Source organism: Shewanella saliphila (genome assembly GCF_014648295.1).
Classification (GTDB): Bacteria; Pseudomonadota; Gammaproteobacteria; order Enterobacterales; family Shewanellaceae; genus Shewanella; species Shewanella saliphila.
In genome coordinates this window covers 34,917-58,870 of sequence record NZ_BMQV01000001.1, presented here as the reverse complement: position 1 = coordinate 58,870, position 23,954 = coordinate 34,917, and the positions used below count along the sequence as shown (strand labels likewise).

The 23,954-nt window shown below is 39.9% G+C and carries 16 protein-coding genes; all 16 read left to right on the top strand.

Features of this window, described 5'->3' with window-relative positions; all coding sequences use genetic code 11:
* Positions 1-104: 104 nt before the first annotated feature.
* The gene (locus IEY48_RS00235; protein ID WP_229786273.1) at positions 105-1,469 is read left to right on the top strand and encodes an MATE family efflux transporter; all 1,365 of its coding nucleotides are present in this window, start codon (positions 105-107) and stop codon (positions 1,467-1,469) included.
* Between the two features lie 140 nt (positions 1,470-1,609).
* Positions 1,610-3,019 carry a LysM peptidoglycan-binding domain-containing protein gene (locus tag IEY48_RS00230; RefSeq protein ID WP_188916333.1) on the top strand — a complete coding sequence of 470 codons (1,410 nt, stop codon included), beginning with the start codon at positions 1,610-1,612 and terminating at the stop codon, positions 3,017-3,019.
* Positions 3,020-3,218: 199 nt separating this feature from the next.
* Entirely contained in the window at positions 3,219-5,255 is a 2,037-nt protein-coding gene (locus IEY48_RS00225) for a TonB-dependent receptor plug domain-containing protein (protein WP_188916332.1), read from the top strand.
* A gap of 83 nt (positions 5,256-5,338) precedes the next feature.
* Positions 5,339-5,797 carry a YfiR family protein gene (locus IEY48_RS00220; protein ID WP_229786272.1) on the top strand — a complete coding sequence of 153 codons (459 nt, stop codon included), beginning with the start codon at positions 5,339-5,341 and terminating at the stop codon, positions 5,795-5,797.
* Positions 5,794-8,136, top strand: a complete 2,343-nt coding sequence (locus IEY48_RS00215; protein WP_188916330.1) for an ATP-binding protein — start codon at positions 5,794-5,796, stop codon at positions 8,134-8,136. The genes IEY48_RS00220 and IEY48_RS00215 overlap by 4 nt, the downstream gene beginning before the upstream one ends.
* A complete protein-coding gene (locus tag IEY48_RS00210) occupies positions 8,136-10,235 on the top strand; it encodes an EAL domain-containing protein (RefSeq protein ID WP_188916329.1) in 2,100 nt (699 codons plus the stop codon). The genes IEY48_RS00215 and IEY48_RS00210 overlap by 1 nt, the downstream gene beginning before the upstream one ends.
* 326 nt (positions 10,236-10,561) lie before the next feature.
* Positions 10,562-11,551, top strand: coding sequence for a response regulator (locus tag IEY48_RS00205; RefSeq protein ID WP_229786271.1), 990 nt, complete (start codon positions 10,562-10,564; stop codon positions 11,549-11,551).
* A 42-nt stretch (positions 11,552-11,593) separates the two neighbouring features.
* Entirely contained in the window at positions 11,594-12,184 is a 591-nt protein-coding gene (locus tag IEY48_RS00200; RefSeq protein ID WP_188916328.1) for a cysteine hydrolase family protein, read from the top strand.
* Between the two features lie 19 nt (positions 12,185-12,203).
* The gene (locus IEY48_RS00195) at positions 12,204-14,645 is read left to right on the top strand and encodes a PAS domain-containing hybrid sensor histidine kinase/response regulator (RefSeq protein WP_188916327.1); all 2,442 of its coding nucleotides are present in this window, start codon (positions 12,204-12,206) and stop codon (positions 14,643-14,645) included.
* 37 nt (positions 14,646-14,682) lie between these two features.
* A complete protein-coding gene (locus tag IEY48_RS00190) occupies positions 14,683-17,013 on the top strand; it encodes a GAF domain-containing hybrid sensor histidine kinase/response regulator (protein WP_188916326.1) in 2,331 nt (776 codons plus the stop codon).
* A 208-nt stretch (positions 17,014-17,221) separates the two neighbouring features.
* A complete protein-coding gene (locus tag IEY48_RS00185; protein ID WP_229786270.1) occupies positions 17,222-18,031 on the top strand; it encodes a putative bifunctional diguanylate cyclase/phosphodiesterase in 810 nt (269 codons plus the stop codon).
* A gap of 262 nt (positions 18,032-18,293) precedes the next feature.
* Complete coding sequence (locus IEY48_RS00180) at positions 18,294-18,662, top strand: Hpt domain-containing protein (protein ID WP_188916325.1); 369 nt, start codon at positions 18,294-18,296, stop codon at positions 18,660-18,662.
* Between the two features lie 10 nt (positions 18,663-18,672).
* On the top strand, positions 18,673-20,121 hold the full coding sequence (locus IEY48_RS00175; RefSeq protein WP_188916324.1) for a sigma-54-dependent transcriptional regulator: 1,449 nt from the start codon (positions 18,673-18,675) through the stop codon (positions 20,119-20,121).
* A 316-nt stretch (positions 20,122-20,437) separates the two neighbouring features.
* Positions 20,438-22,369 (top strand): secretin GspD/PilQ domain-containing protein, encoded by a 1,932-nt coding sequence (locus tag IEY48_RS00170; protein ID WP_188916323.1) that lies wholly within the window; start codon positions 20,438-20,440, stop codon positions 22,367-22,369.
* Positions 22,370-22,389: 20 nt separating this feature from the next.
* Positions 22,390-23,115 (top strand): tetratricopeptide repeat protein, encoded by a 726-nt coding sequence (locus IEY48_RS00165; RefSeq protein WP_188916322.1) that lies wholly within the window; start codon positions 22,390-22,392, stop codon positions 23,113-23,115.
* A gap of 372 nt (positions 23,116-23,487) precedes the next feature.
* A complete protein-coding gene (locus tag IEY48_RS00160) occupies positions 23,488-23,880 on the top strand; it encodes a hypothetical protein (protein ID WP_188916321.1) in 393 nt (130 codons plus the stop codon).
* Positions 23,881-23,954: the final 74 nt, after the last annotated feature.

The following is a 23,954-nucleotide window of genomic DNA, read 5'->3' as shown; positions in this document are numbered from 1 at the left end:
GGTTATTCACGTTAGGTCTGTTATTTATTGCTCTCCGATTGCCGTTACGCTTGTACTGAGTAAAAGCCATTTGGGTTTTTATATGATGTTATCCAGGATGCACAGTGTTATCTACATTCATATCAAATAATTATATCAGAAAAAACATTGCTTTAGGTTGGCCATTAGCCCTTAATGCGTTGTTGATGCAGTCAATGTTAATGATTGATACTTTACTGGTGAGCCCACTAGGTGAAGTGTCATTAGCCGCTATGGGGATTGCGACAACCATAGTGTCGTTTATTCTTGGGATTCAAATGGCGCTGGCTAATGGGACACAATTGGTCATGAGCCGCGCGGTGGGATCTGGTAGCCCATCTAAACTGTCTAATGCTTATTGGTCTGGCATGTTAATTAATCTCAGTGTCGCCATGGGCTTTTGGTTGCTACTGTCCTGGCTCGATCAAGATTTAATACGTTGGCTAACCGACAATAAAACCTTATATATTGAAATAGGCGCCTACCTAGATATTGCCAAATACCTTGTGTTATTCACTGCAATCACTCAAGTGATCACCGCCATGTTTAACGCGATAGGCTGCAGTAAAACACCATTTAAAAGCTATTTGATTGAGCTGCCCATCAATGCCATTGCGTCATATTTATTAATTCATGGATTTAACGAGTGGCAAGGCCTCGGAGTGATTGGCGCTGCGATTGGCAGTGTTATTGCCATTAGTTTACGAATGGTGTTTCTTACAGCCTGTTTAAAATATCAACCTGAATTAACCCTGAGTTTTACCAGTCAATTTAGTGTGTTTGTAAACAACATGAAATTGCACTTTATTGAGATTTTCCCTGTGGCGGCAAACGTGACGATGTTATCGATTGGCGCGACAATTTATCAATTATTGTATTCACAGCTTTCAATTAATGCCTATGCTGCAATCACTGTTTTAATGCCCTGGATAAGGGGCGGTACACAGTTTATTACGTCATGGGCCCATGCATCCGCCATCACTATTAGCCAGGCTATAGGGTCTAAAAAACTCGACAATTTAACTGCCGATGTAGATATCAGTATTATAATGGCGGTGGTTTTATCTGTGTGTTCTTGTGGATTATTTTGGGGGTTAAGTTTTGTTATTGCAGATATTTATCCAGGGTTAGATCCCGAAACCTATTTAGCCCTCACCACCATTGCACCGCTTTATATATTGTTGCCGTTTATTCGTGGCTATAACACAGTGCATGGGCATATATTACGTGCATTAGGCAAAACGACAGCGGTTTTCAAAATTAACTTCACTGGCCAATGGCTAATCTCTATTCCACTTTGTGGGGTGCTTATTTTATATTTTGACGCATCTATTTTTTGGGCTTTTGCCGTGATGCCATTTGAAGAAGCGGTTAAAGCATTACCGTTTAGATATTTGGCAAGAAAAACTTTAAAAGAGTTTGACCATACACAAGCTGATAAATTGATTTGATAAAGGTTTAATCACAGTTAATTAATTGACTTTATTTCAGGGTAAAACAAAGCAATGGAAAGCGTTTTACAACTCAATTACAATGCGAAATCTTGGTATATAAACTCTTTGCCTGTGCGATATTTAAAGGTTAACTTGAATTGAAATCAACCATCATTTTCATTGTTGTCAGTGCGATGTTGTTAACGGGGTGCCAAACTGCCTCTTTAAATGATGCCCAACCAACACAGTTAGTAAACAACAAGATCAACTCAAAACCGATTAAAGTCCCAAGAGCATTGGCCAGGCAACAAAGTAAACAAGCTGATGATGTATGGCAGCGGATCCGTATGCAAATGGACATGCCCATACCTGATGAGTTTTTAGTCAATAAATACCGCGACTGGTATATTAATCATCCTCAGCACCTGGAGCAAATATCACAGCGTGCTAGACCGTTTTTATACTTAATTGTTGAAGAGTTTGATCATCGAGATTTACCGATAGAAATCGCTTTGTTACCCATTGTTGAAAGTTCATTTAATCCATTAGCATATTCAAAAGCTGACGCTTCGGGTTTGTGGCAATTTACTTTACCTATGGCCAGCCATTTTGGTTTAAATATGAATTGGTGGTACGACGGCCGTAAAGATGTGCCCGCAGCAACATCTGCAGCATTAGACATGCTTGAGTATTTATATCAAAAAACCGACAACTGGCATTACGCTTTAGCGGCTTACAATGCCGGAGAAGGGCGGTTAAACCAAGCAATTAAATACAATCAAGAGCGCGGTTTAAGCACAGACTTTTGGGCATTAAATTTACCAACAGAAACTAAACAATATGTACCGCAATTACTGGCGATTGCTGATGTCATAAAAAATGCTGAAGCATACGGTATTAATCTTAAACCCATTCCCAATAAACCTTTTGTTGAGGTGATTGATGTAGGAAGCCAAATCGATTTAGCTGTCGCGGCAAAACTGGCTAAGATGCCCGTATCACGTCTGCAAAAGCTTAATCCGGGTTTTAATCGCTGGGCAACTTCTCCACATGGACCGCATCAACTTGTTGTACCGGTAAGCAAAGCGCATAAATTTAAGCAAGCCCTGGCCAATACCGACGTTGCGGATCGAATGCAGTGGTATAAATACATTATTCAGCCGGGTGACAATATTGGCAGTATTGCAAAGCGTCACCAGACTACCGTGGCCAAGATAAAACAAATGAATGAGATGGACGGCGATAAAATTATTGCGGGTGATTTTTTATATATGCCACATACATCTTCACAAGTCATTTTAGATGTTGAGCTTGCGGCCACACAATCCGCGCGCCCTATAATTAGCCAACCTAGCCCGGCTAAACCAATGTCTCTAGCCGTGGTAACGCCAACAGCAGATCACACAGTAAAATACGGTGACACACTGTGGAGTATCGCTAAAGTGTATAACGTCAGTGTTGAGCAAATTATTTACTGGAATAATATGACTCACAAAGACAAACTGAGCGTTGGCAAAAATCTCAAATTTTATCAAACCGTCAGCCATAAACCAGCGCAAGTTTTGTAACTTTGGCTCACTGTCCTATGTGTGTAATTTAATTCATTTGGTCATAAAGTGCGCGCTTGATCTCACCTAGGACTTATTAGTGTTAAAAAAACATACCCTACAGCATACTTTTCTAATATGTTGATGTAAGTTAAATAGATGAATGTATTTGTGTATAAATGTATACATCTAATGTTAAAATAGTGAGGGCATTGTAGAGATGTTGAAATTGCATGTTATACCTTTTTCTGTACTTGCTGGATTGCTCGTCAGCGCTTCGACTCATGCAGAAGAAGCCAATTCATTAGATCTCAGTTTACAAGAACTGATGAACGTAGAAGTCACATCGGTTTCAAAGCAAAAACAGCCTTTATCCAATTCTCCCGCCGCTATTTATGTTCTTACCAACGAAGCCATCCGTCATTCTGGTGCGACATCCATCCCTCAAGCTCTGCGTGATGTACCTGGCTTACATGTTGCCCAATTGGACTCACAAAAGTGGGCCGTGAGTAGTCGCGGCTTTAATGGTCGTTACAATAACAAACTCCTAGTGATGATAGACGGAAGAACCCTTTATTCTCCAGCCTTTTCAGGCGTGTATTGGGAAGTACAAGATGTATTGATGGCTGACGTTGAGCGCATTGAAGTGATTCGCGGTCCAAGCGCAGCCTTATGGGGAGCTAATGCGGTTAATGGTGTTATTAACATCATTACAAAACACAGTGCAGATACATTAGGAGGCTATGCAGAGCTTGGTGCGGGTGATTATGAACAAGGTTTTATCGGTGCACGATACGGCACCAAGCTGTCAGACAATACGACCTCGAGAATGTATATAAAAGGCAATACTCGTGACTCTTTAGACCATAACTCAGACGATCTCGACAGTTCACTCGTCGATGCGGCTGCGACCGTCGATACAAACAATGATTGGCACCATTTGCAATTAGGCGGCAGGGTAGATATTCAGCTTGAAAACGACACGAGCCTCACCTTAAGCAGTGATTTTTATACCAGCAAAATGCATCAAGCATCCAATATCGCATCAATGGATTCGCCGGTATACCGTGAGTTTTATTCTGAAGAAGTTGAGAGCGAAGGGTTTAATTTATTATCTCGTTACACTAAAGCGTTATCGGCAACCTCAGAATACACGCTGCAAACCTATTACGATTTTGCCGAAAGAGATGAAGAGCTTTATCGTTTACGCACCAATACTGTTGATATTGATTTTCAGCATCAGCTTATCGTTGGTCAAGATAATAATATCGTTTGGGGCTTAGGTTACCGATTTATAAACGATGACTTAAGTGCAAGTTCAATTTTGACCAGTTCAGAACCCGATTCAACACAAACGCATTTATGGAGTGCATTTGTCAGCGACGAAATTACCATTTTAGACGATGCACTGTGGTTAACGTTAGCATCACGATTTGAGCACAATGATTATACCGGGTTTGAAGTTCAGCCTAATATCCGGTTAATGTGGCAAGTTGATACCAAAAACAGTGTATGGACTTCAATTGCCCGAGCAGTAAGAACGCCGTCTCGTGTAGAAAATAATTTAATCGTCAATGCACTTAATATTGCGCCTTCGGATGTATCGCCACTGGTTAAAGTATTTGTTGTTGGCAATGATGATTATCAATCTGAAGAGATTGTCTCTTATGAAGTAGGTTACCGCTTTGTACCCGCTAAAAAATGGTCTTTTGACACAACATTTTTCTATAATGCTTATGATAAATTACGCAGTACCCCAGAGGGTACGACCGATTTTAGTGCTTATCCGAACTACCTTTCACAATACACTGCTTTTGAAAATCAATATGATGGTTACAACTATGGCGCCGAATTATCGTCAATGTGGGCTGTAACCGATTTACTGCAATTACGCATTAACTACAGTTATATTCAAAACGAATTTGGTGATATTTTAGGCCAGAACACTCAGGCGCCGCAAAATATGGTGTCAACCATGATTGATTGGAACATAACCGAAAACATTGATTTTAATATGGTATGGCGTTTCATTGATAACACAGAGTTACTCACCGGTAACGGTTCTAGCTTTAAAACTATTGATGGCTATAAAGGCGTTGATATTGGTATTCACTGGGCAGCAACTCCTGATTTGATGTTATCTGCTTTCGGTAAAAATCTATTTTATTCTTCACACCTTGAATATGAAGCCGAAAGCATTTTGTTGCCATACCAAGTCGGCCCAAGCTATTTTGTTAAAGCTAGCGTTAACTTTTAAGCTAATTGATGAAAAAAGTGACGATTTATAGGCAATTCATTTATGGATTAATGGTTATATTTGGCCTGTTTTCAGGCTCATCTATGGCAGAAGACGCTTTTGAGTTAAAGGCGGCTTTTACCTATAACTTCGCTAAATTTACACAATGGCCACAAGCACGGATTGATCAGCAGTCAACTTGGAAAATATGCTTTATTGGTAAGCAATACCGCGACAGCTTTATGGCACTTTCAACAAAGAAAATAGACAGTCAATCTATCTCACCTATAGAGTTAACAGAAACCAATCAAGTCGATCAATGTGATGCCATATTCATTGATAGCAATTACCGTGAATTAACCCGCCGTTTATTTTTAGCCGTTAAAGATAAGGCCATTTTAACGGTGTCTGATATATCAGGCTTTAGTGCACAAGGCGGCATGATTGAAATTATTGAACAAGACCAGCGTTTATATTTCAAAGTAAATCAGCAGGCATTAGAAAAGGCGGGCTTAACCATAAGCTCGCAAGTGTTGAAATTAGCTGTTGAGGTAAAACGATGAAAATGAATAACTTTTTTTCGATTAGGACAAAGCTGATATTTTCAATGTTGGCCATCGCACTCATTGTCATTACCATTATCTCCACATCGTTAATTAATCAACAGTATGAAATTACCCAGCAAAAAGCCCAACAAAATCTCACGGTATTAAGTGACATTGTCGCCAGTAATAGCCTTGCCGCAGTGATTTTTAATGATCCCACATCGGCACAAAAAACCTTGTCAGCATTGATAGCTCAGCCAGATATTATTAGTGCCGTGATTTACAATGCGACAGGAGAGGTTTTTGCGGCTTACCACGGGAAAAAGACCGCCGACAAATCGACATTGCAGGCAATGAATAGCGCCACGGAAATAAAACAAAAACAAATCCGTCTCGATTCTGTTGGCGTACATTCATATACCCCGTTGTTTTCTGAAGGGGAGTATTTAGGGGTGTTATATATCACCGACAACATGAATACCTTGTCAAAACAACTGGACGAATACTTACTATTGGTATTTACAACTGGCGTATCTGCTTTTTTTGCCAGTATATTGGTGATGCTATGGTTACAATCCTTGTTCACCAAACCACTCAATACCTTGTTGTCGGTAATTGAACAAATATCCAATAAAAAAGATTACTCCCAACGTGTTCATATTGACTCAAATGATGAGTTTTCAAAAATAGCCGACAGTTTTAATGTGATGATTGCCGAGGTTGATGCCCGAGGGCAGCAGCTCGAAACGATTAATCACGAATTAGAAAATAGGGTGATAGACCGTACATTCGAATTACAGCAAACCTTAGAAATTGCCAAAAACGCCAACCTAGCTAAGTCAGAGTTTTTAGCGGTAATGAGCCATGAAATCAGAACCCCACTAAATGGCATCATTGGTTTTTCTGATTTATTGAACTCGTTTGAACTTGATCAAGATGTATCCAATACCGTGCAATTGATTAATGAGTCTGCACATACTTTATTATTGCTGTTAAACGAAGTGTTAGATTTTTCTAAAATTGATGCTAATAAGGTAGATTTAGACATCCATGAGTTTAATTTATACGAATTAGTGAATTCAACATGTAAATCTCATCAGGCGGTTGCAGAAAAGAAGCACCTGATATTTGATGTCGATATTCAGCCATTATCTCAAGAGGCCTTTTTAGGTGACTCCGTAAGAATAAGGCAAATTCTTAATAACTTTCTATCAAATGCACTTAAATTTACTCGCCAGGGTGGGGTTATGATAAAAGTGCGCCAACATATTGAAGGCTCTGACACTTTTATAACGTTTACGGTGAAAGATACCGGAATGGGAATCGCCTCCAGCAAGTTAGAGTCCATTTTCACCCCTTTTACGCAAGCCGATAATTCAATCACTCGAGAGTACGGTGGCACCGGATTAGGCTTAGCCATTTGCCAACAACTAATCACATTAATGAATGGTCGCTATGGGGTCGATAGTACTCCAAATATTGGCAGTACTTTTTGGTTTAGCATACCGTTAGTGCCAAGCCGTAGTACTGTTCAAAATAAACATGAAGAAGCTGGCTCACTTGAACATCATGATGCAGAGTATCGTAAAGCGTCGGCATTAGTTGCAGAGGATAACGTTGTTAACCAATTAGTGGTTAAACGTTTATTAGAATCATTAGGACACTCCTGCGTTATAGTGTCAAATGGAATGGAAGCCATTGCTGCAGCGAGTGAGCAAAAATTTGATGTGATATTTATGGATTATCATATGCCAATTGTCGACGGTATTGATGCCACCGAAACCATCAGTAATTTGGGGCCAACTAACATTAATCATACCACCCCAATCATCGCGCTAACCGCAGATATTCAACCCAATGTTAAGCGTCGTTTTAGAGAGGCAGGCGCTAAAGATACCTTACTAAAACCCTTTACTCGTCAAAACCTCACTGAATGCTTTAATAAATGGGTATTTGATGAAAAACAATCACCAAGCAGCCTCAAAGACGATACTGATGAGTCACCAATATTCTCCGATGGTCCCTTAAATGACATTATTGAGATATCACCTGATGACTCAAAGGATCTTGTGCAAAATATTGTCGATATATATTTGCAAACGACGCCCGATCTAATAAATCAAATCATGACAGGCGTCACTCATAATGACACTGACAGAGTATTTAAAGCGGCCCATTCACTTAAATCTAGCTCAGCAAATTTAGGCACTATGAAAATGCAAAACCTGGCCAGTAAAATTGAACGATGTGCTAGAAATGAGCAATTAGATGATGTTGACGATATAGTTGATACATTAATGAGTGTATTTGAACAAAGTAAGCAAGCCTTATTGCTTAAGCTAGAGGAACTCTCTTAATGACATTATCTAAAGCACATGATGTTATTTTGTTAGTGGATGATGATCCCGTTATCCGTATTCTAATGCGTAAAGCATTAACATCGTCCGTTGAATTGATTATCGAAGCGAGCAATGGCGAAGAGGCCATTGAACTGTTTAAACGCTATTCTCCGGACCTTATATTGCTTGATGTATCAATGGACAATATGGATGGTTTTGAGTGTTGCTCAATCATTCGCGCGTTACCAGAAGGTGACAACGTGGCGATTATTATGGTCACAGCATTAGATCAACCGCAAGATATACAAAAAGCGTTTGATGTAGGTGCCACAGACTTTATGACCAAACCGGTAAAGTGGCCATTACTCAGTCATCGTATACAGTATGTTCTCAAAGCCAATAAAACCATTAAAGAACTCACCAATAGTAAAAACAAACTGGCCAAAGCACAAAGTATTGCTCACCTAGGCTCATGGGAATGGGACTTTAAAACCGAGTCGTTAGATTGTTCGGATGAAGTTTATCGTATGGTAGGCATTGCTCCACACCAAGCTCAAATGACACTGAGTTACCTCATAGAGGTTGTTCACCCTGAAGACAGAGAGTTTGTAAGATCAACTGTACTAAATGCCCTACAAACCAAACAACCTTACGATATTGAATACCGAGTGTTAAACACATCTGGAGAGGTGATAACCGTTCATGACGTCACCGATATCACATTTGATTTCGGTGAGCCTAAGCTTAACGGTACCTTACATGACATCACCACACGAAAAAAAACAGAACAAGAAATTAGCTATTACGCCTTTTATGACACATTAACTGACTTGCCAAATCGCCGTAAATTTTTAATGCAATTAGACCTAGCCATTGCAAATGCACAACGTCACACCACAAAATTGGCGCTTTTATTTATAGACTTAGACTATTTCAAGAAAATAAATGACACATTAGGTCATAAAGCTGGCGATGAGTTATTGTGCCAGGCAGCACAGCGGATAAAAGATTCAATCAGGGCATCAGACCCCTTAGCGGTAGGAGAGCGAGCGATGTTTAATGAACAACATATCGCTCGGCTTGGTGGTGACGAATTTACCCTGATTTTGTCAGATCTCTCTGATTTCGACAGTGTAGCCATCATTGCGCAGCGAATAATTGACTCACTGTCTAAACCATATTTTATTCAAGGACATAAAACCTTTATTTCCGCCAGTATTGGTATTTCATTCTACCCAGACGACGGCATAACGGCGGATATATTACTGCAGCATGCAGACACCGCCATGTATGAAGTTAAAAACAACGGTAAAAATAGTTACCAGTTGTTTTCACATGAAAAACATCAATCACTTATGGCACGACTTAAAACAGAAGCCGAGCTACGTGAAGCAATACAACAAGGCGGCCAATTAGAGTTGTATTATCAGCCTCAGTTTAATTCAGTTACCTCACAAACTGTTGGCTACGAAGCATTACTACGTTGGAATCACCCAACAAAAGGTATCTTGTCTCCAATTGATTTTATGGCCGTTGCTGAAAACAGTGGTTTAATTATTGAGATAGGTAAGTGGGTGTTAGTTGAAGCCTGTACACAAGCCAAAATGTTGCAAGATAAACACATTGATTTTAAGCGCATGGCGGTCAATCTATCTGCTTTACAATTTAACGATGAAAACATTTATGATTATGTAAAGTTTGCCATCGAACATACTCAAGTTTCACCACATTTACTTGAGTTAGAAATTACCGAATCTGCGATTATCCGAAATGTTGATGACGCGATCGCATTATTAATCAAATTAAAAGACTTAGGCGTTAAACTCGCCATTGATGATTTCGGTACCGGATATTCATCTTTAAATTATTTAAGAAACTTCCCAATAGATACCTTAAAAATAGATAAATCGTTTGTCGATGAGATTGTGACTAATCAAAAAGACGCCGCCATAGCGCGAACTATTATCCAATTAGCAATTAACTTAGAGCTGAGTACCATTGCTGAAGGGGTTGAACACACCGAACAGCTTGAAATACTCAAAAGCCTTGGTTGTAATGACATACAAGGGTACCTGTATAGCAAAGCATTGCCTGCTAAAAAGTTATGGGAAGAGTAATTACTCGATAACGACATCATATTTTACAAAATGAATTAAATATAAGTCCTATAAGATTCAACGCCATATTTGATATCTTTTGATTAAATGCAAAACCGTTTCGCTGCCTATTCCTGCATTGTTTAATACTGTTTATCTATTTTGAAATGCAATTTGATTTGCAAAATGCGAATCAAATTGCATTTTAAAATGCAATATCACTTTTACCCTTGTTCTTTCATGGTTTTTATAAAAAAATAGTCATTTCAAAACAGATGCTTAACTCATCTTGTTTAAATGGCGTATTAATTGCTGTTTATGTGTAAGTTATTGTACTTAAGGTCGCTATGAAGGTTAAAGTTGAATTACTTGAATTTATTCAATGTGTGCTAGCGAAGGTTCTGCAGCAACATGATAAAAAAATTACGCCTTGCCTGATCAACAAAACAGGTTTTTACAGCGCTGTTTATCAATGTAACCCATCGTACATGCATCAACAGTTAAATGAACTGATTCAACAAGCATTGAGCATTGCACAGCATCAACTTGTGGTGGTTGTTAATAATAAAAATAAATACCTTGAGTTGTCACTATTCGCTGATGATCGCAATCAGGTTACCGCAAAATGTACCACACCAGAAAAAGTGATTTACTCGCAAGTAATTAAGTTACCAGAACAAAGTATATCGATACAGGCAACATCGCCTCAAGTAAACACAATTTTGAACTCATTTATATCGCATTCAATGGTTCATTTTACATCCTTAATGGAGCAGGCCAGCCACTGCATATCTTTAATAGATGCTAACGATATTGTAAAAAATGAAACCGTTTCATCTGATGTAACCACAATTCAAATTTGTGAAATAAGCTATGCATTAAATCCTACAATTTTAGATGCTAGTACATTATTTTGGCCTTTTTATGATACGGACATTATCAACATGATAAATACTAAAACCACACCTGAACCACTGTGTATTCTTGTCGCTGATGACAGTATTCCCAGCTTAATTGCAACACAAGCAATGCTTGAGAAATTAGGCTGTAAAGTGGTCACAGCTAATGACGGAACGCGAGCACTCGCGCTTGCACAGCAACAACATTTCGACCTGCTATTACTTGACGAAAGGATGCCTGGTTTATATGGCAGTGATGTCGCTAAGCAACTGATAGAACAAGACGGCGTTAATAGATTAACACCGAAGGTATCGTTAACAGGATTGACTGAACCTGATGAAATTAAACAGCTTTTTAATAAAGGTATTACACATTATCTTGAAAAACCCGTGACAAAGTTAGCACTAGAGAACTTTTTAGTCCAATGGCAAAAATAAGTTATTTAACAATGGAATCCATCATAAAAAGGACAATTTAACATGACTAAACTAGCAAAAAAGGCCTTGGTATTAATTGGTTATCAAAATGATTATTTCTCAAAAGATGGCATTTTACACAGTGTTATTGAACAGTCTTCAAAAGTAACAGGTGTACTTGAAAACACTATCAGTCTATTACGTAACCACGGAAGAGATTTTGGAATTGTAGTGAATACGCCAATATTTTTTACACGTGATTACAGTGAACTGCGAAATCCGGTTGGAATATTAAAAGTGATCAGTGAAGTCGGGGCTTTTAAAGAAGGCTCATATGGCGCTGAGGTGATACCTGAATTTAACGAATTTGATAACTTTATTAAAGTGATACCAGGTAAGCGAGGTCTTAATGCATTTTCAAACACGGCTTTAACTGAAACATTAATTAATGCAGGTATTGAAGAAGTAGTATTAGCAGGTACGGTAACATCAATCTGTATTGACTCTACAGGACGTTCGGCTATTGACCTTGGATTTAGCACCACAATTTTAGATGATTGCACTTCAAGCAGAACGCCATTTGAACAAACATTTTATTGCAAAGAGGTATTTCCACTTTATGCAACGGTTTGTCGGTCGACTGATTTACGCTAACTAACGAGGAATCTTCCACATGGCAGCCGGTCCAAATGATGAACTGCAAACACAGATCCAGTATGCGTTAGTTGAAAAACTGTCCCTTGCACAAAAGCGCCAAACTAAGTTACTAGAATTATTAGATGAATGTATTTTCGAATGCAATGAACGTCTCCAATTTACGTTTACCAATCCTGCGTGGCAAGCTCGACTAGGCTACGACAATGATGCATTAGCTAGCATGAACCTATATAACCTTATTAGTTCATCAACTCAGCGATCATTGCTTGAAGTGAGTTTGAATAAGTTGGTCAATAGAAAACACACAAAACCCGCCATTATTGAAGTGCAGTTAGGCTTAAAAAGTGGCCAGCACCATTGGTTTGAATTACGGATAGTGCAGGATGGTAGCGGAGGTTACATTGGTTCTTTATTTGAAATCCAACAACATAAAGACATCCAAGCACAGTTATTGCACCAACAAAATTACGTAAAACGCTTATCTCTAGTCGCAAGCCATACTCAAAACTTAGTGGTTATAACCGATAGAGACGGGAGAATTGAATGGGTAAACAAAAGCTTTGAAGAAAGAACAGGTTATATACTTAAAAACATTATAGGCCAAAAACCTGGGCAACTACTGCAAGGTAAACAAAGTGATATAACAGCCATTAAAGCGATGTCAGAAGCATTGGAACAAGGGCGCTGTTTTCAAATTGATATTGTTAATTATACCCAAGCTGGAGAACCATATTGGGTAAATATCAATACAAGTCCTGTTATAGATAGTACCGGCAACATTAGTCACTTTATTGCCGTGCAAACTGATATTACTGAAAGCCGGGCTGCATTAACTGCGTTAAAAGAGGCAAAGTTACAAGCTGAACAGTTGTCCGAAGCTAAGAGTCGTTTTATGGCCAATATTAGCCATGAAATTCGTACCCCACTAAATGCTGTGATTGGTTCTGCGGACATATTATTAGACAGCGGACTCACGCGTGAGCAAACTCGTTTTACCGAAATGATCAGTACGAGTAGTGATGCGCTATTAAGCATTTTAGATGATGTACTAACGTATTCACGTTTCGAAGCGGGTAAAATTAATATTGCCAATGAGCCCTTTAAATTAGACCGATGTTTAGAGGAAGCCATCGATATTGTGTCAGGTACCGCGTTAGAAAAGAGCTTATCTGTGATACTAAATATTATGCCTAAAGTACCATTGTCAATTATTGGTGATAAGGCGCGTATTAGGCAAATATTGATTAATCTATTAGCGAATGCCGTTAAATTTACGCATCAAGGTGAAGTGGTTGTTAAAGTTGATTACTTTACACGTCACGATCAATTGACCTTGCAACTAGTGGTGCAAGATACCGGTATTGGTATCGCGGAAGATAAAATCGATAATATGTTTGAAGCTTTTATGCAGTCAGACACCTCTTCAACCCGTGAATACGGTGGCAGTGGTTTAGGTTTAGCTATTTGTCGTCAAATATGTGAGGCGATGGACGGAGAGATAAGCGTTGAATCAACGCTTGATGTTGGCAGCCAATTTATCGTTGAAATTCCTTTACGCGTTGAACCCAAGGTGTGTGACTCAAAAGCGAGGACCATTCAACATCGTCAACACTCACACTGTTGGGTTGTCGGGCAACATCAGAGTTTAAATCCTGCCGTTTATAATATGTTGCAACATTATGATCTGACTTATTCATGGTTTGAACATCATACCGATTTACCTGATCAAGTTGCCAATAACGTCGACATTATTTTACTCACCGACCCAAACCAATTAAGTCATTGTCGCGAATACTTATCTGTTTCGAACCAGCAACTTCAAAGAAAAGTGTGTCTGTTTACAATTGACTTACAAGGCAAAGAACGTGGGTTTAGTCATGACAATCAGAATGAGATTTTACTGAGCGGGCCTTTTAAATTATCGCACCTTAATTGGGCGCTAGAATTAATCGATGATCCGTCGGTTAACCAGGAGCTCATTAGCCAATGTCATGGTGGGTTAACGACAACGTTGTTTGAACAATACCAAGATAAACATGTATTGATCGTTGAAGACAATATGAATAATCAAGTGGTGCTTAGCCAATTACTTGCAGAAGTGGGCTGTCAAACTCATTGTGCAGCACATGGGCAAGCGGCAATTGAGTATTTAACAACACACAACACAGATTTAATACTCATGGATATTCAAATGCCAGTGATGGACGGTGTCACTGCAACAGAAACAATTCGTTCTAGTCGTCAACGATATAGTCAAACTCCGATTATTGCCGTCACGGCGAATGCCATTCATGGCGACAAAAAACGCTTTATTCAAGCAGGCATGAACGACTATCTCGCAAAGCCAATCAATCGTGACAAACTTTATCAATTGCTCGAACGTTATTTGAATCCCAATCATACAATTAAGCGCAGCAAATTAGACCGAATTCAACACACTTTACAGCAACTGTCTTAAAACAGTTTACCCATTAAAAGTATCCCTAGGGGCAAATATGGAACCGGCAACGCACACGGTTGATGAAGCCAACAGGCTAAAAGCGCTACAGCAGTTACACTTGCTTGATAGCGCCCCAGAAGAACAATTTGATCACATGACGCGGTTTGTACAGACCTATTTCAATGTGCCGATTTGTTTAGTGAGTTTGATTGATGATGATCGCCAATGGTTTAAATCTAAGCAAGGGCTAGATGTGTGCGAAACGGGCCGAGATGAATCATTTTGCGGCCATGCTATTCATTCAAGCGACGTTTTTGTGGTGGAAGACACCTTAAGCGATCCTCGCTTTGCCGATAATCCGTTGGTGACCGATAAACCGAACATTCGATTTTATGCCGGCTATCCATTACAAACTGCGGGTGGCCACCGTATTGGCACCTTATGTATTATCGATTCCACGCCCAGAACCTTCAGTTACCGAGATAAACAACATTTACAAGACTTTGGCAAAATTGTAGAAGGATTAATTGCGCAACAAAGTGCTGAGATTGAAATCGACAAACAAAACTCATTGATGCAAGGACTGATTAGTTTAATCACTAATAAAGCACCCCGTTGGGGACGTAAAACCGTTGCGTTAACACTCAGTTGTGCCGTGTTTGTCATCAGTTTGCTATTAGCGTACTACACAGACAATCAGCAAATTGTTGCACAAGCTGATGTAATTGCTGAGCTTAGCCAACGTGAAGCGACAATCGACTCTCGTTGGCATTATGCCGTATTTGTATTGGCTGGTGGGAGCTTAGCACTATTGATGTATTTCTTACTTCGGTTACCTGCCAATCTCAGCAAAATGCTGCATATTTTATCAGTTAATCAAATTCGTAATGAGAGACGATTTAGAGATGCTATTGAAGCACTCGGCGATGGTTTTATTATTTTTGATAAGCAACAAAACGTCGCGGTATACAATGAAAAGTTTATTTCTATGTATCCCAAGCTGAGTAAAATTTTGCGTAAGGGTACCAGTTATAAAGAATTAAGGCTCAATGATACGGTAAGAGGACTGGTTAAAGACCCACAGTTTTTAGATGTTGACGATATTCGCCATAACGAACCTGAGCGGATTATTGAGCTGACCGATGGCCGCTGGATTAAAATAGTCGAACGTCCCATGCGTGATGGTGGAATCGTTGGATTTCATATTGATATCACCGACATAAAACGCAATGAAATTGCATTAATCGAAGCGCGTCAAAAAGCGGAAACCGCCAATTTGGTCAAGTCTAAATTTCTGGCCAATGTCAGTCACGAAGTGCGCACTCCACTTAATGGCATTATGGGGTTGCTCGATGTGATGTTAGATGATGAATCTCTTAGCTCTGAGCAACAATTCTACCTTTCAACGATGCTCGAATCGTCTAACAGTTTGTTGAAGATTTTAAATGACATACTCGATGTCAGTAAAATAGAAGCGGGAAAATTAATTCTTATCTCAGAACCTTTTGAATTAAACGCTACTTTAGAGTCCGCTGGTCGTCTTATGTCGACCAATGCCAAATCAAGTGGCTTAGCACTTGATATCGCATTACCAAACTCAGAGTTAAGTTTACTTGGTGATAAGGGACGACTTCGTCAATTGGTGCTGAATATACTCTCTAATGCGATTAAGTTCACCAATCAAGGCAAAGTGAGCTTAACCGCGACCTATGAACACATTTCAGATCTTGAAGTTAACGTAATCATCCGCATTACCGACACTGGAATTGGTATTCCTAAATCGATGCTAAATCATGTTTTAGAGCCTTTTACTCAAGTCGATACTTCGGCAAGAAAGCAACATGCAGGTACAGGACTCGGTCTCGCCATCAGTAACAATCTAGTTAAATTAATGCATGGAACACTTAATATCGACAGTGAAGAACAATTGGGTACTCAAATATGCATCACTTTGCCATTTCCGTTGGCTAAGCCCATCAAAATGAGTTCACAGGCATTAATCGAGAATTTACATGTAAAAGCGAAAGATTTAAGCATTTTACTGGCCGATGATGACAAGACCAACCAGTTGGTAATGAAGGCTCTGTTTGCTAACGTAAATTACACTATTGATATCGTCAATGATGGAGTAGAAGCCGTATGTGCGGCGCAACAAAAACAATATGACATCATTTTAATGGATATTTACATGCCAAACATGGACGGAATGAGTGCATCAAAGCACATTCGAGCTAATTCGTTATCATCTGCGACACCCATTATTGCGTTTACGGCCAATGCGATGGAAGGCGACAAACAGCGATTTTTAGAAGCCGGCATGGACGACTACATCTCTAAGCCTATCAATAAAATAACTTTGCTTAACATCCTGTCTAAATTTGTATAGTTGCCCTCTGTTTGCTTTGTATTTTGATTGGCAAAATGCAAACAGAATGGCAACTTGCTAAACATGATTTTTCAACATCACCAATGTGAAATCATACTTCATTAAGTTGATTTAAATCAATAGCTTAGATTCAATGTGTTGCTGGCGTTTTTGGCTCAGGTCTTGCAATTTCTCTAATACACTTAGAATCATTGTTTTGGAGCAAGGTATGTATGCCAAAAAACACACAGTAGTCAACGAAGATGCAAGCAACTCAAATTGGAATGAGCTCACAGATGTAATAGAGGAGGCACTCAAGCAGCATTGTTTTAGTATGGTATATCAACCTCTCATATCAGTACAAAGCGGTAAAGTGGTAGGGTTTGAATCGCTAGTCCGTTGTGAGTCGCCCACCTTTGGGGTTATTTCTCCCTGTGATTTTATTCCTTGTGCAGAACAAAGTGGTCAAATTTTAGAATTGGGTAGTTGGATATTTCAACAAGCATTATTGGATTTAAAACGCATGCGCAATCAAGGCATGGAGAATATTTGTTTATCGTTAAATGTATCACCAGTGCAGTTATTACATACCAATGTCTACGAACAGCTTATGTCACTCATTATCGAACTCAACATCCCACCCTCAGCCATTAAATTGGAACTCACAGAAACTGCGCTAATACACGATCCTCAAACCATTTGTAAAGTGTTTAATGCCTTTAAACAAGAAGATGTACAAATATGGCTTGATGATTTTGGTACTGGTTTTGCCTCACTCAGTTTGTTGCGAAAATTTAATATCGATGGCCTTAAAATAGACCGAAGCTTTGTCAATGGAATCGCAGATAATAACGATGACTTCACTTTATGTAGCGCTGTTATTGCCATGGCTCAACGTTTGGGGTTGCACATTGTCGCAGAAGGCGTTGAAACCGAAAGTCAGTTGCAAATATTGAGTCAACTCGGTTGTGATGTGGTGCAAGGGTATTTACTGGGTAAACCTCAAACCTTAGAACAAAACTTAAGTCTGTGGAGTTAACTCATATTGCGATCTCCCAACAAGTAAACCCACATACTGAAGTCGCATATTGATTTGCAAATTGCAAATCAATATGCGACTTTACCTTATGCGCAGAGGCGATGAACGAATGTGTCAGTTATAAGCAATTGATATTTATGTTGAATAGTCGTATTGCATTTTGGCTTAACTTTTGCGATATCTAGGTTAGTAACATAGTTGGTATGACCAAGAAAAGTGCTCCAGTAAGCATGCATAAGCAATGATTAACATGAGGTGACGAATGTCCAACGCTACAGAAATTACCGCATGTCCTATCATGCAACTCAGCACGCTCAATACGTTAGAAACCGATTTAGGCTCAGATACTTATCAACATCTTTTGAGTCTGTTCGAACAAGAATTAACCGAACTACATGCTCAATTGCACATTGCCGCGGAGCAACATCAGTTTCAAGACATCAATAATGCCACTCATATCCTCAAAAATACGGCCGCGTTATATGGTGCCGATCGTTTATCTGCCTGTGCTGCATCGGTATATCAACTCAAATCCAATCAACCATACATTGCGCAAACTCAACAGTTAATAGGCATCATTAACGAGACATTAACTCAATATAAAGCACACATAAACTCGATAGCAGAGTAGGGAGTCGGGCATGAATACAACTCATAAACCGCTGGTATACGTAGTAGAAGACAGTTTATCAAGTGGTGCCTTGTATTGCAGTCAGCTGCAAAAAGCCGGCTTTGACACTCAACACTTTGTCGATGGTTATTCGGCTTTAGTAGCGATAAAAGCAAAAATGCCAGCGGTACTCGTACAAGATGTATGCTTACCTGACATTAGCGGATTAGAAGTGCTTAAATATGTCAATAAACAAGAGGTTGCTGCTAAAGTTATTATTATTACTTCTAACAGTTCAATTGATGTTGCCGTAGACGCTATGCGCCTTGGCGGTTACGACTTTATCGAAAAACCGTTTACGTCAGAGCGTCTTATTACCTCTGTTACCAATGCAATAAAACAACAAAATCAAGATTTAAAAACCGTTGAAGTTGAGCCAACAGCCACCTCGCTTGATAGAATCAATTTTATTGGTGAATCATTATCAATGCACACTGTGTTTCGTTTACTCGAAAGTGCGGCGCGCAGTAAAGCCAGTGTGTTTGTTACCGGCGAAAGTGGTACAGGTAAAGAGGTGTGTGCCCTTGGGCTTCATCAAGCCAGCGCGCGCGAGCAAGGTCCTTTTATTGCCATTAACTGTGCCGCTATTCCTGCAGAATTATTTGAGTCTGAGTTTTTTGGCCATGTAAAAGGTGCATTTAGTGGGGCATTAACCGATCGTAAAGGTGCTGTTGAAGTGGCTAATGGTGGCACGTTGTTTTTAGATGAAATTTGCGAAATGCAATTAAACCTACAAGCAAAATTATTACGTTTTTTACAAACGGGAACGTTTTGTAAAGTCGGCAGTAGCGAAGTATTACAAAGTGATGTGCGCATAGTGTGTGCAACCAACCGTAATCCTGCAGAAGAAGTCGGTGAAGGGCGCTTTCGTGAAGATTTATATTATCGACTTAATGTTATCCCTGTGGTCCTGCCAGCACTGCGTGAGCGCGGTGAGGATATCTTATTATTGGCGCACCATATTTTAAAGGCGAAAACGACTGAAAATAATAAACAATTTGAAAACTTTAGTGACGAAGTAAAGCAAACATTTATGCAATATGATTGGCCTGGTAACATCCGTGAATTGCAAAATGTGATTGAAAATATCGTGGTGATCTATGATGGTCAAAGCGTACAACCAGACATGTTGCCGAGTAATTTTGGCCACAATGTCGTTAATCAAGCTCAGTATTCACCGCACAATCAAATGGCCCAAACTAATATTTCCACAATGGCTAGCACGCCATTAAGATCCCAAGCGTCAACACCCGAACAAAGCTCTGCGCCTAACAACATTATTCAACTGTGGATAGTCGAAAAAAATGCCATTGAGGATGCCATAAGTCAGTGTGGCGGTAATATCCCTTTAGCTGCCGCATATCTTGGCATAAGTGCATCGACGATATACCGTAAAATGAAAAGCTGGGCTGAAAATTAACCTGAGAAATCATCTGCGCATAAAATCGCTATGTTTCTGTATTGATAAAATCACCTTAAGGTGATTTTTTTGCGAGTAATGAAAACTTAAATGTGAGTATTTATCAGTGAAATTATTTGAGCTATAAAGTTTACTTTCTCATTCCTAGATTGCTTTGCAAAATGCGAATCAACTTGTGCATTATTCTGTGGCAAATAGAAAAACAATCAAAAAATAAAGTTATATTACTGTTTTAAAAGGTTAATTATTTTTGGCTGGTTTCCTGCATTCATCATTGCACAGTCTTAAAAGACGCGTTAAATGACAGGAGCGAGCGATGAAAAAAATTCTTTGTGCAACCTCAATATGGTTATTGTTATTGAGTGGAACCGTATCAGCCGCGACCAATGGCCTGGATTTTATCGAAACGGCAGACGGTCGTCAATCTGATAAAATTCGCGAAATGGTACAGTGGACTCACTCCCGTTTAGTGTTTAAAAAAAGCATTTCAAGAGTCGCCATTGGTCAAGATGCCATAATGCAGGTTGAAGTGTTAGACAAAAATGAAGTGCTGGCACTGGCTAAAAAAGTCGGTCGAACCAGTCTCATTGTCTGGTATACCGATGATTCTTCTGAAACGTTTTTATTTAGTGTTACGGAAGATTTGAGCGTATTACGCCAGGCACTGCATGATATTCATCCCAAAGTGCGTTTAACCTTAGCGCCAGACAGAGCGGCACTGGTATTACGTGGCCGAGTCCCTACCGTTAGATACAAAATGGCAGCAGAATCAGCTGCACGTCATTATTTAGATGCAGGTAATAATCAGTCAATAGACAATAACTTAGTGGTTAAATCATCAAACGATCTACTCGCTGGGTTAAGCCAAAATATTCGTTTACCATCATTACAACAACGTAAATCCCCTGGGTTAACCAAAAGTAATGCGGCCATCATCAATTTAATCCAAGTAGATTTATTGCCGATGAACATTACTGAAAAAGTTAAAAAGGCGATTAATCAATTAGGGGGGCAATCAGTTAATGTCAGTCGCATTCAAAAAGGCGATTTGCCTAACGATCAGGCCGACACCTTATTGCTTAGCGGCCAAGTTGAAACCCAGGTGGATTTAGTCAGAGTGTTGAATCTAGCGGCACGATTATTTACTGGCGATAGAGTCAATACTGTGACAGGTAAATTAGATAGCGACAGTAATGACATTACTGTGGTTGCCAATGAATCAGGTGGACTGATTAACTCAGGGCAACAGGGCAACAGAGCAGGGTCGACAACCAGCAACTCTACGACAAGTTCAACTGGTAATAACGTTCAATCAAATATTGCCCGCGCGAAGTTATTGTCGATGGCCAACGGCAGATTACTCTCTACCATTGAGGTACGCGATTTACCGCAAGTACGTGTGGCCATTCAAATGTACGAAGTCAATCGCCGCAGCTTAACCCAATGGCGCCCTGACTTTTCATTAATCACCAATGGTTACAATAAGTCGGGAGGTAACTTTGGCCTCGAAGGTGCGACTAACCAGGCATTAGGCTCAGGTCAGGTTGAGAATGCACTGCAAGTATTAGGCGGCGCCTTAGTTAATAACTTTCAAGTTGGCGGCAGTGAGGTGGCATTTGATTTACTGTTTTCGTTGCTTGAAAAAGACGGGATATCTCGAACACTTTCGCGTCCTAATTTAACCGTATTAGCCGGCGAAAAAGCGGTATTTCGCGCTGGCGGTGAAGTGCCGGTACCGACATCATTTTCACCCAATGGCATCAGCAGTGGTGATACTGGCGGCAATAGCCAAGGGGTATTTAGCGGTACAGAGTTTAAGTCGTTTGGTATTGAACTTGGCGTGCGCGCCATGGTTGATGAAAACGATCTGATCACCCTGGATTTAAGCCCGAGTATTTCAACGCCCGATACCTTATTAACTCAGCAAATTTCATCGAGTACAGGGTCATCATTAACCACCAGTGCGTTTAATGTAAGAAACTTAACCACCAGTACCCGCTTGCGTGATGGACAACCCTTAATTATTGGGGGATTAGTCAGCCGTGATATCAGTGACTCACGTGACTTTGTGCCAGGTATTAACGATGTACCTTTATTAGGAAAATTAACAGAATCATCACAAGAGGCGGACACCGCCCGCGAACTGATTATTATTGTCACGCCAACGTTAGTACGTGAACCGCGACATGATGTGGCCTTATGGCAGTTCGAGTCTTCAACAGAAATGCTGCAAAGCATGCAATATTAATCACAATAGAGGATTAACTGATGAAAACATTATCTTATTTACATATTGGTGCTTTATGCGTTGTTGCGTTGGCTAGCAGTGCTTGTACCAACACCAATAACACTAAACAGGTTTATCAACCTGATGATCAATTAGAGACTTTATTGTCAAAATACAATGTGAAGGCATCATATGGTATTCATTGCCAAGGCTATCAAGGCGTGGTGAGTGATTGTGGACGACTGGCTAATGACTTAGGTGCGTTATCGATGAGCTACCCACAACATCAAAAAATCGGCTTTACGTCTGCCATTGTGTATCACCAGGTAGGCCAGAAAATAGACAGTCAAATGGTGTTAGACCGTCTATTGTCACAACAAAATCCGATGTCTGAAGTGGCGATTTTACGCAGTCAAATTGCCATGCAAGAAGGTAACATTAATCTCGCTAGAACCGTTTTAGAGCGCCAGGTGCAGTTACAACCTGATCATCCTGAGTTACACGCGACACTGGCAGCCACGTATTATTTAGAGGGCCGATATAAAAAGGCAGAAGCGGTGATTGCCACCGCCGACAGATTAGGCGCGCCAGTATGGCGAACCAATTATCACCTAGGGCTGATACACGAAGCTCAGTCTCATTGGGCCCAGGCTTGTCACTTTTATGCAGATACATTGGATTCCTTGCCCGATCATCGACAGAGTTTATCTCGCTTATTGTACTTAAGTGATCATCCAGAATGCCGAGTCGCTTACAGCCGAATTTAAGCGCAGTCTTACACCTTAAAGCTTCCATCTGGAAGCTTTTTTTATTGGCGATTAAGCATATTGCAAACTCACATCCCAGGTTTCGCATTTTGCAAATCATTGTGCTGTTCAAATTCACTATTACTTAATACTCATATTATCTCCTTACATCTTAATTCACTTTGCTTGTATCTAACATCTTGTTTTTAAAAGTTAATTTAATTTATTTTATGAGTTTTTGATAATGGCATGCCCTTCGCAACTATCTAAACAGAGGCAAAGATAAGTAATGGGACATGTCTCTTAGTCATAGAGAATTCGATTCTCTACTCCTAACACAATCAACCCATTCGTTGATGTGAATAAGACAGAAACTAACTTGAGGTACACATTATGAAATCAATTAAATCAATGATCAAAAACAGCAAAAAGCAGGGCGGTTTTGTTATGACTTCAGAGTTGATTTTATTATCAACTGTCATGGCAGCAGGTTTAGTTATCGGCCTGACCACAATGCGAGATTCTGTCACTGCAGAGCTTGAAGATGTCGCCGAAGCGATTGGCTCGTTAGATCAAAGTTATGCATTTGACGGCATGATTAACGCCGAAAATACGGCTGAGATCAGTGGTTCTGGCTTTATTGATGCCGTGGATGTTAACGCCGGTGACGGTGCAACATTTACTTTTGTTGCTAGCGACTTTAGTGAAGCGGCAGTATCAATTTCAAATACGCCTAGTGCAGCAGGCGCTTCTCCTTCAGTAGAAGACGGCAGTTTAGATAATTAATGGTTAGTCTTGGTCGGTTGTCTCAGTGAGAGGCAATCGGCGCCTTCAATTAGATTAACAACACATCGAAGAGG

Coding starts and splice junctions, on each gene's coding strand:
- IEY48_RS00225 (WP_188916332.1), top strand. CDS start 3,219: ATGTTGAAATTGCATGTTATACCTTTTTCTGTACTTGCTGGATTGCTC.
- IEY48_RS00220 (WP_229786272.1), top strand. CDS start 5,339: ATGGCAGAAGACGCTTTTGAGTTAAAGGCGGCTTTTACCTATAACTTC.
- IEY48_RS00215 (WP_188916330.1), top strand. CDS start 5,794: ATGAAAATGAATAACTTTTTTTCGATTAGGACAAAGCTGATATTTTCA.
- IEY48_RS00210 (WP_188916329.1), top strand. CDS start 8,136: ATGACATTATCTAAAGCACATGATGTTATTTTGTTAGTGGATGATGAT.
- IEY48_RS00205 (WP_229786271.1), top strand. CDS start 10,562: ATGAAGGTTAAAGTTGAATTACTTGAATTTATTCAATGTGTGCTAGCG.
- IEY48_RS00200 (WP_188916328.1), top strand. CDS start 11,594: ATGACTAAACTAGCAAAAAAGGCCTTGGTATTAATTGGTTATCAAAAT.
- IEY48_RS00195 (WP_188916327.1), top strand. CDS start 12,204: ATGGCAGCCGGTCCAAATGATGAACTGCAAACACAGATCCAGTATGCG.
- IEY48_RS00190 (WP_188916326.1), top strand. CDS start 14,683: ATGGAACCGGCAACGCACACGGTTGATGAAGCCAACAGGCTAAAAGCG.
- IEY48_RS00185 (WP_229786270.1), top strand. CDS start 17,222: ATGTATGCCAAAAAACACACAGTAGTCAACGAAGATGCAAGCAACTCA.
- IEY48_RS00180 (WP_188916325.1), top strand. CDS start 18,294: ATGTCCAACGCTACAGAAATTACCGCATGTCCTATCATGCAACTCAGC.
- IEY48_RS00175 (WP_188916324.1), top strand. CDS start 18,673: ATGAATACAACTCATAAACCGCTGGTATACGTAGTAGAAGACAGTTTA.
- IEY48_RS00170 (WP_188916323.1), top strand. CDS start 20,438: ATGAAAAAAATTCTTTGTGCAACCTCAATATGGTTATTGTTATTGAGT.
- IEY48_RS00165 (WP_188916322.1), top strand. CDS start 22,390: ATGAAAACATTATCTTATTTACATATTGGTGCTTTATGCGTTGTTGCG.
- IEY48_RS00160 (WP_188916321.1), top strand. CDS start 23,488: ATGAAATCAATTAAATCAATGATCAAAAACAGCAAAAAGCAGGGCGGT.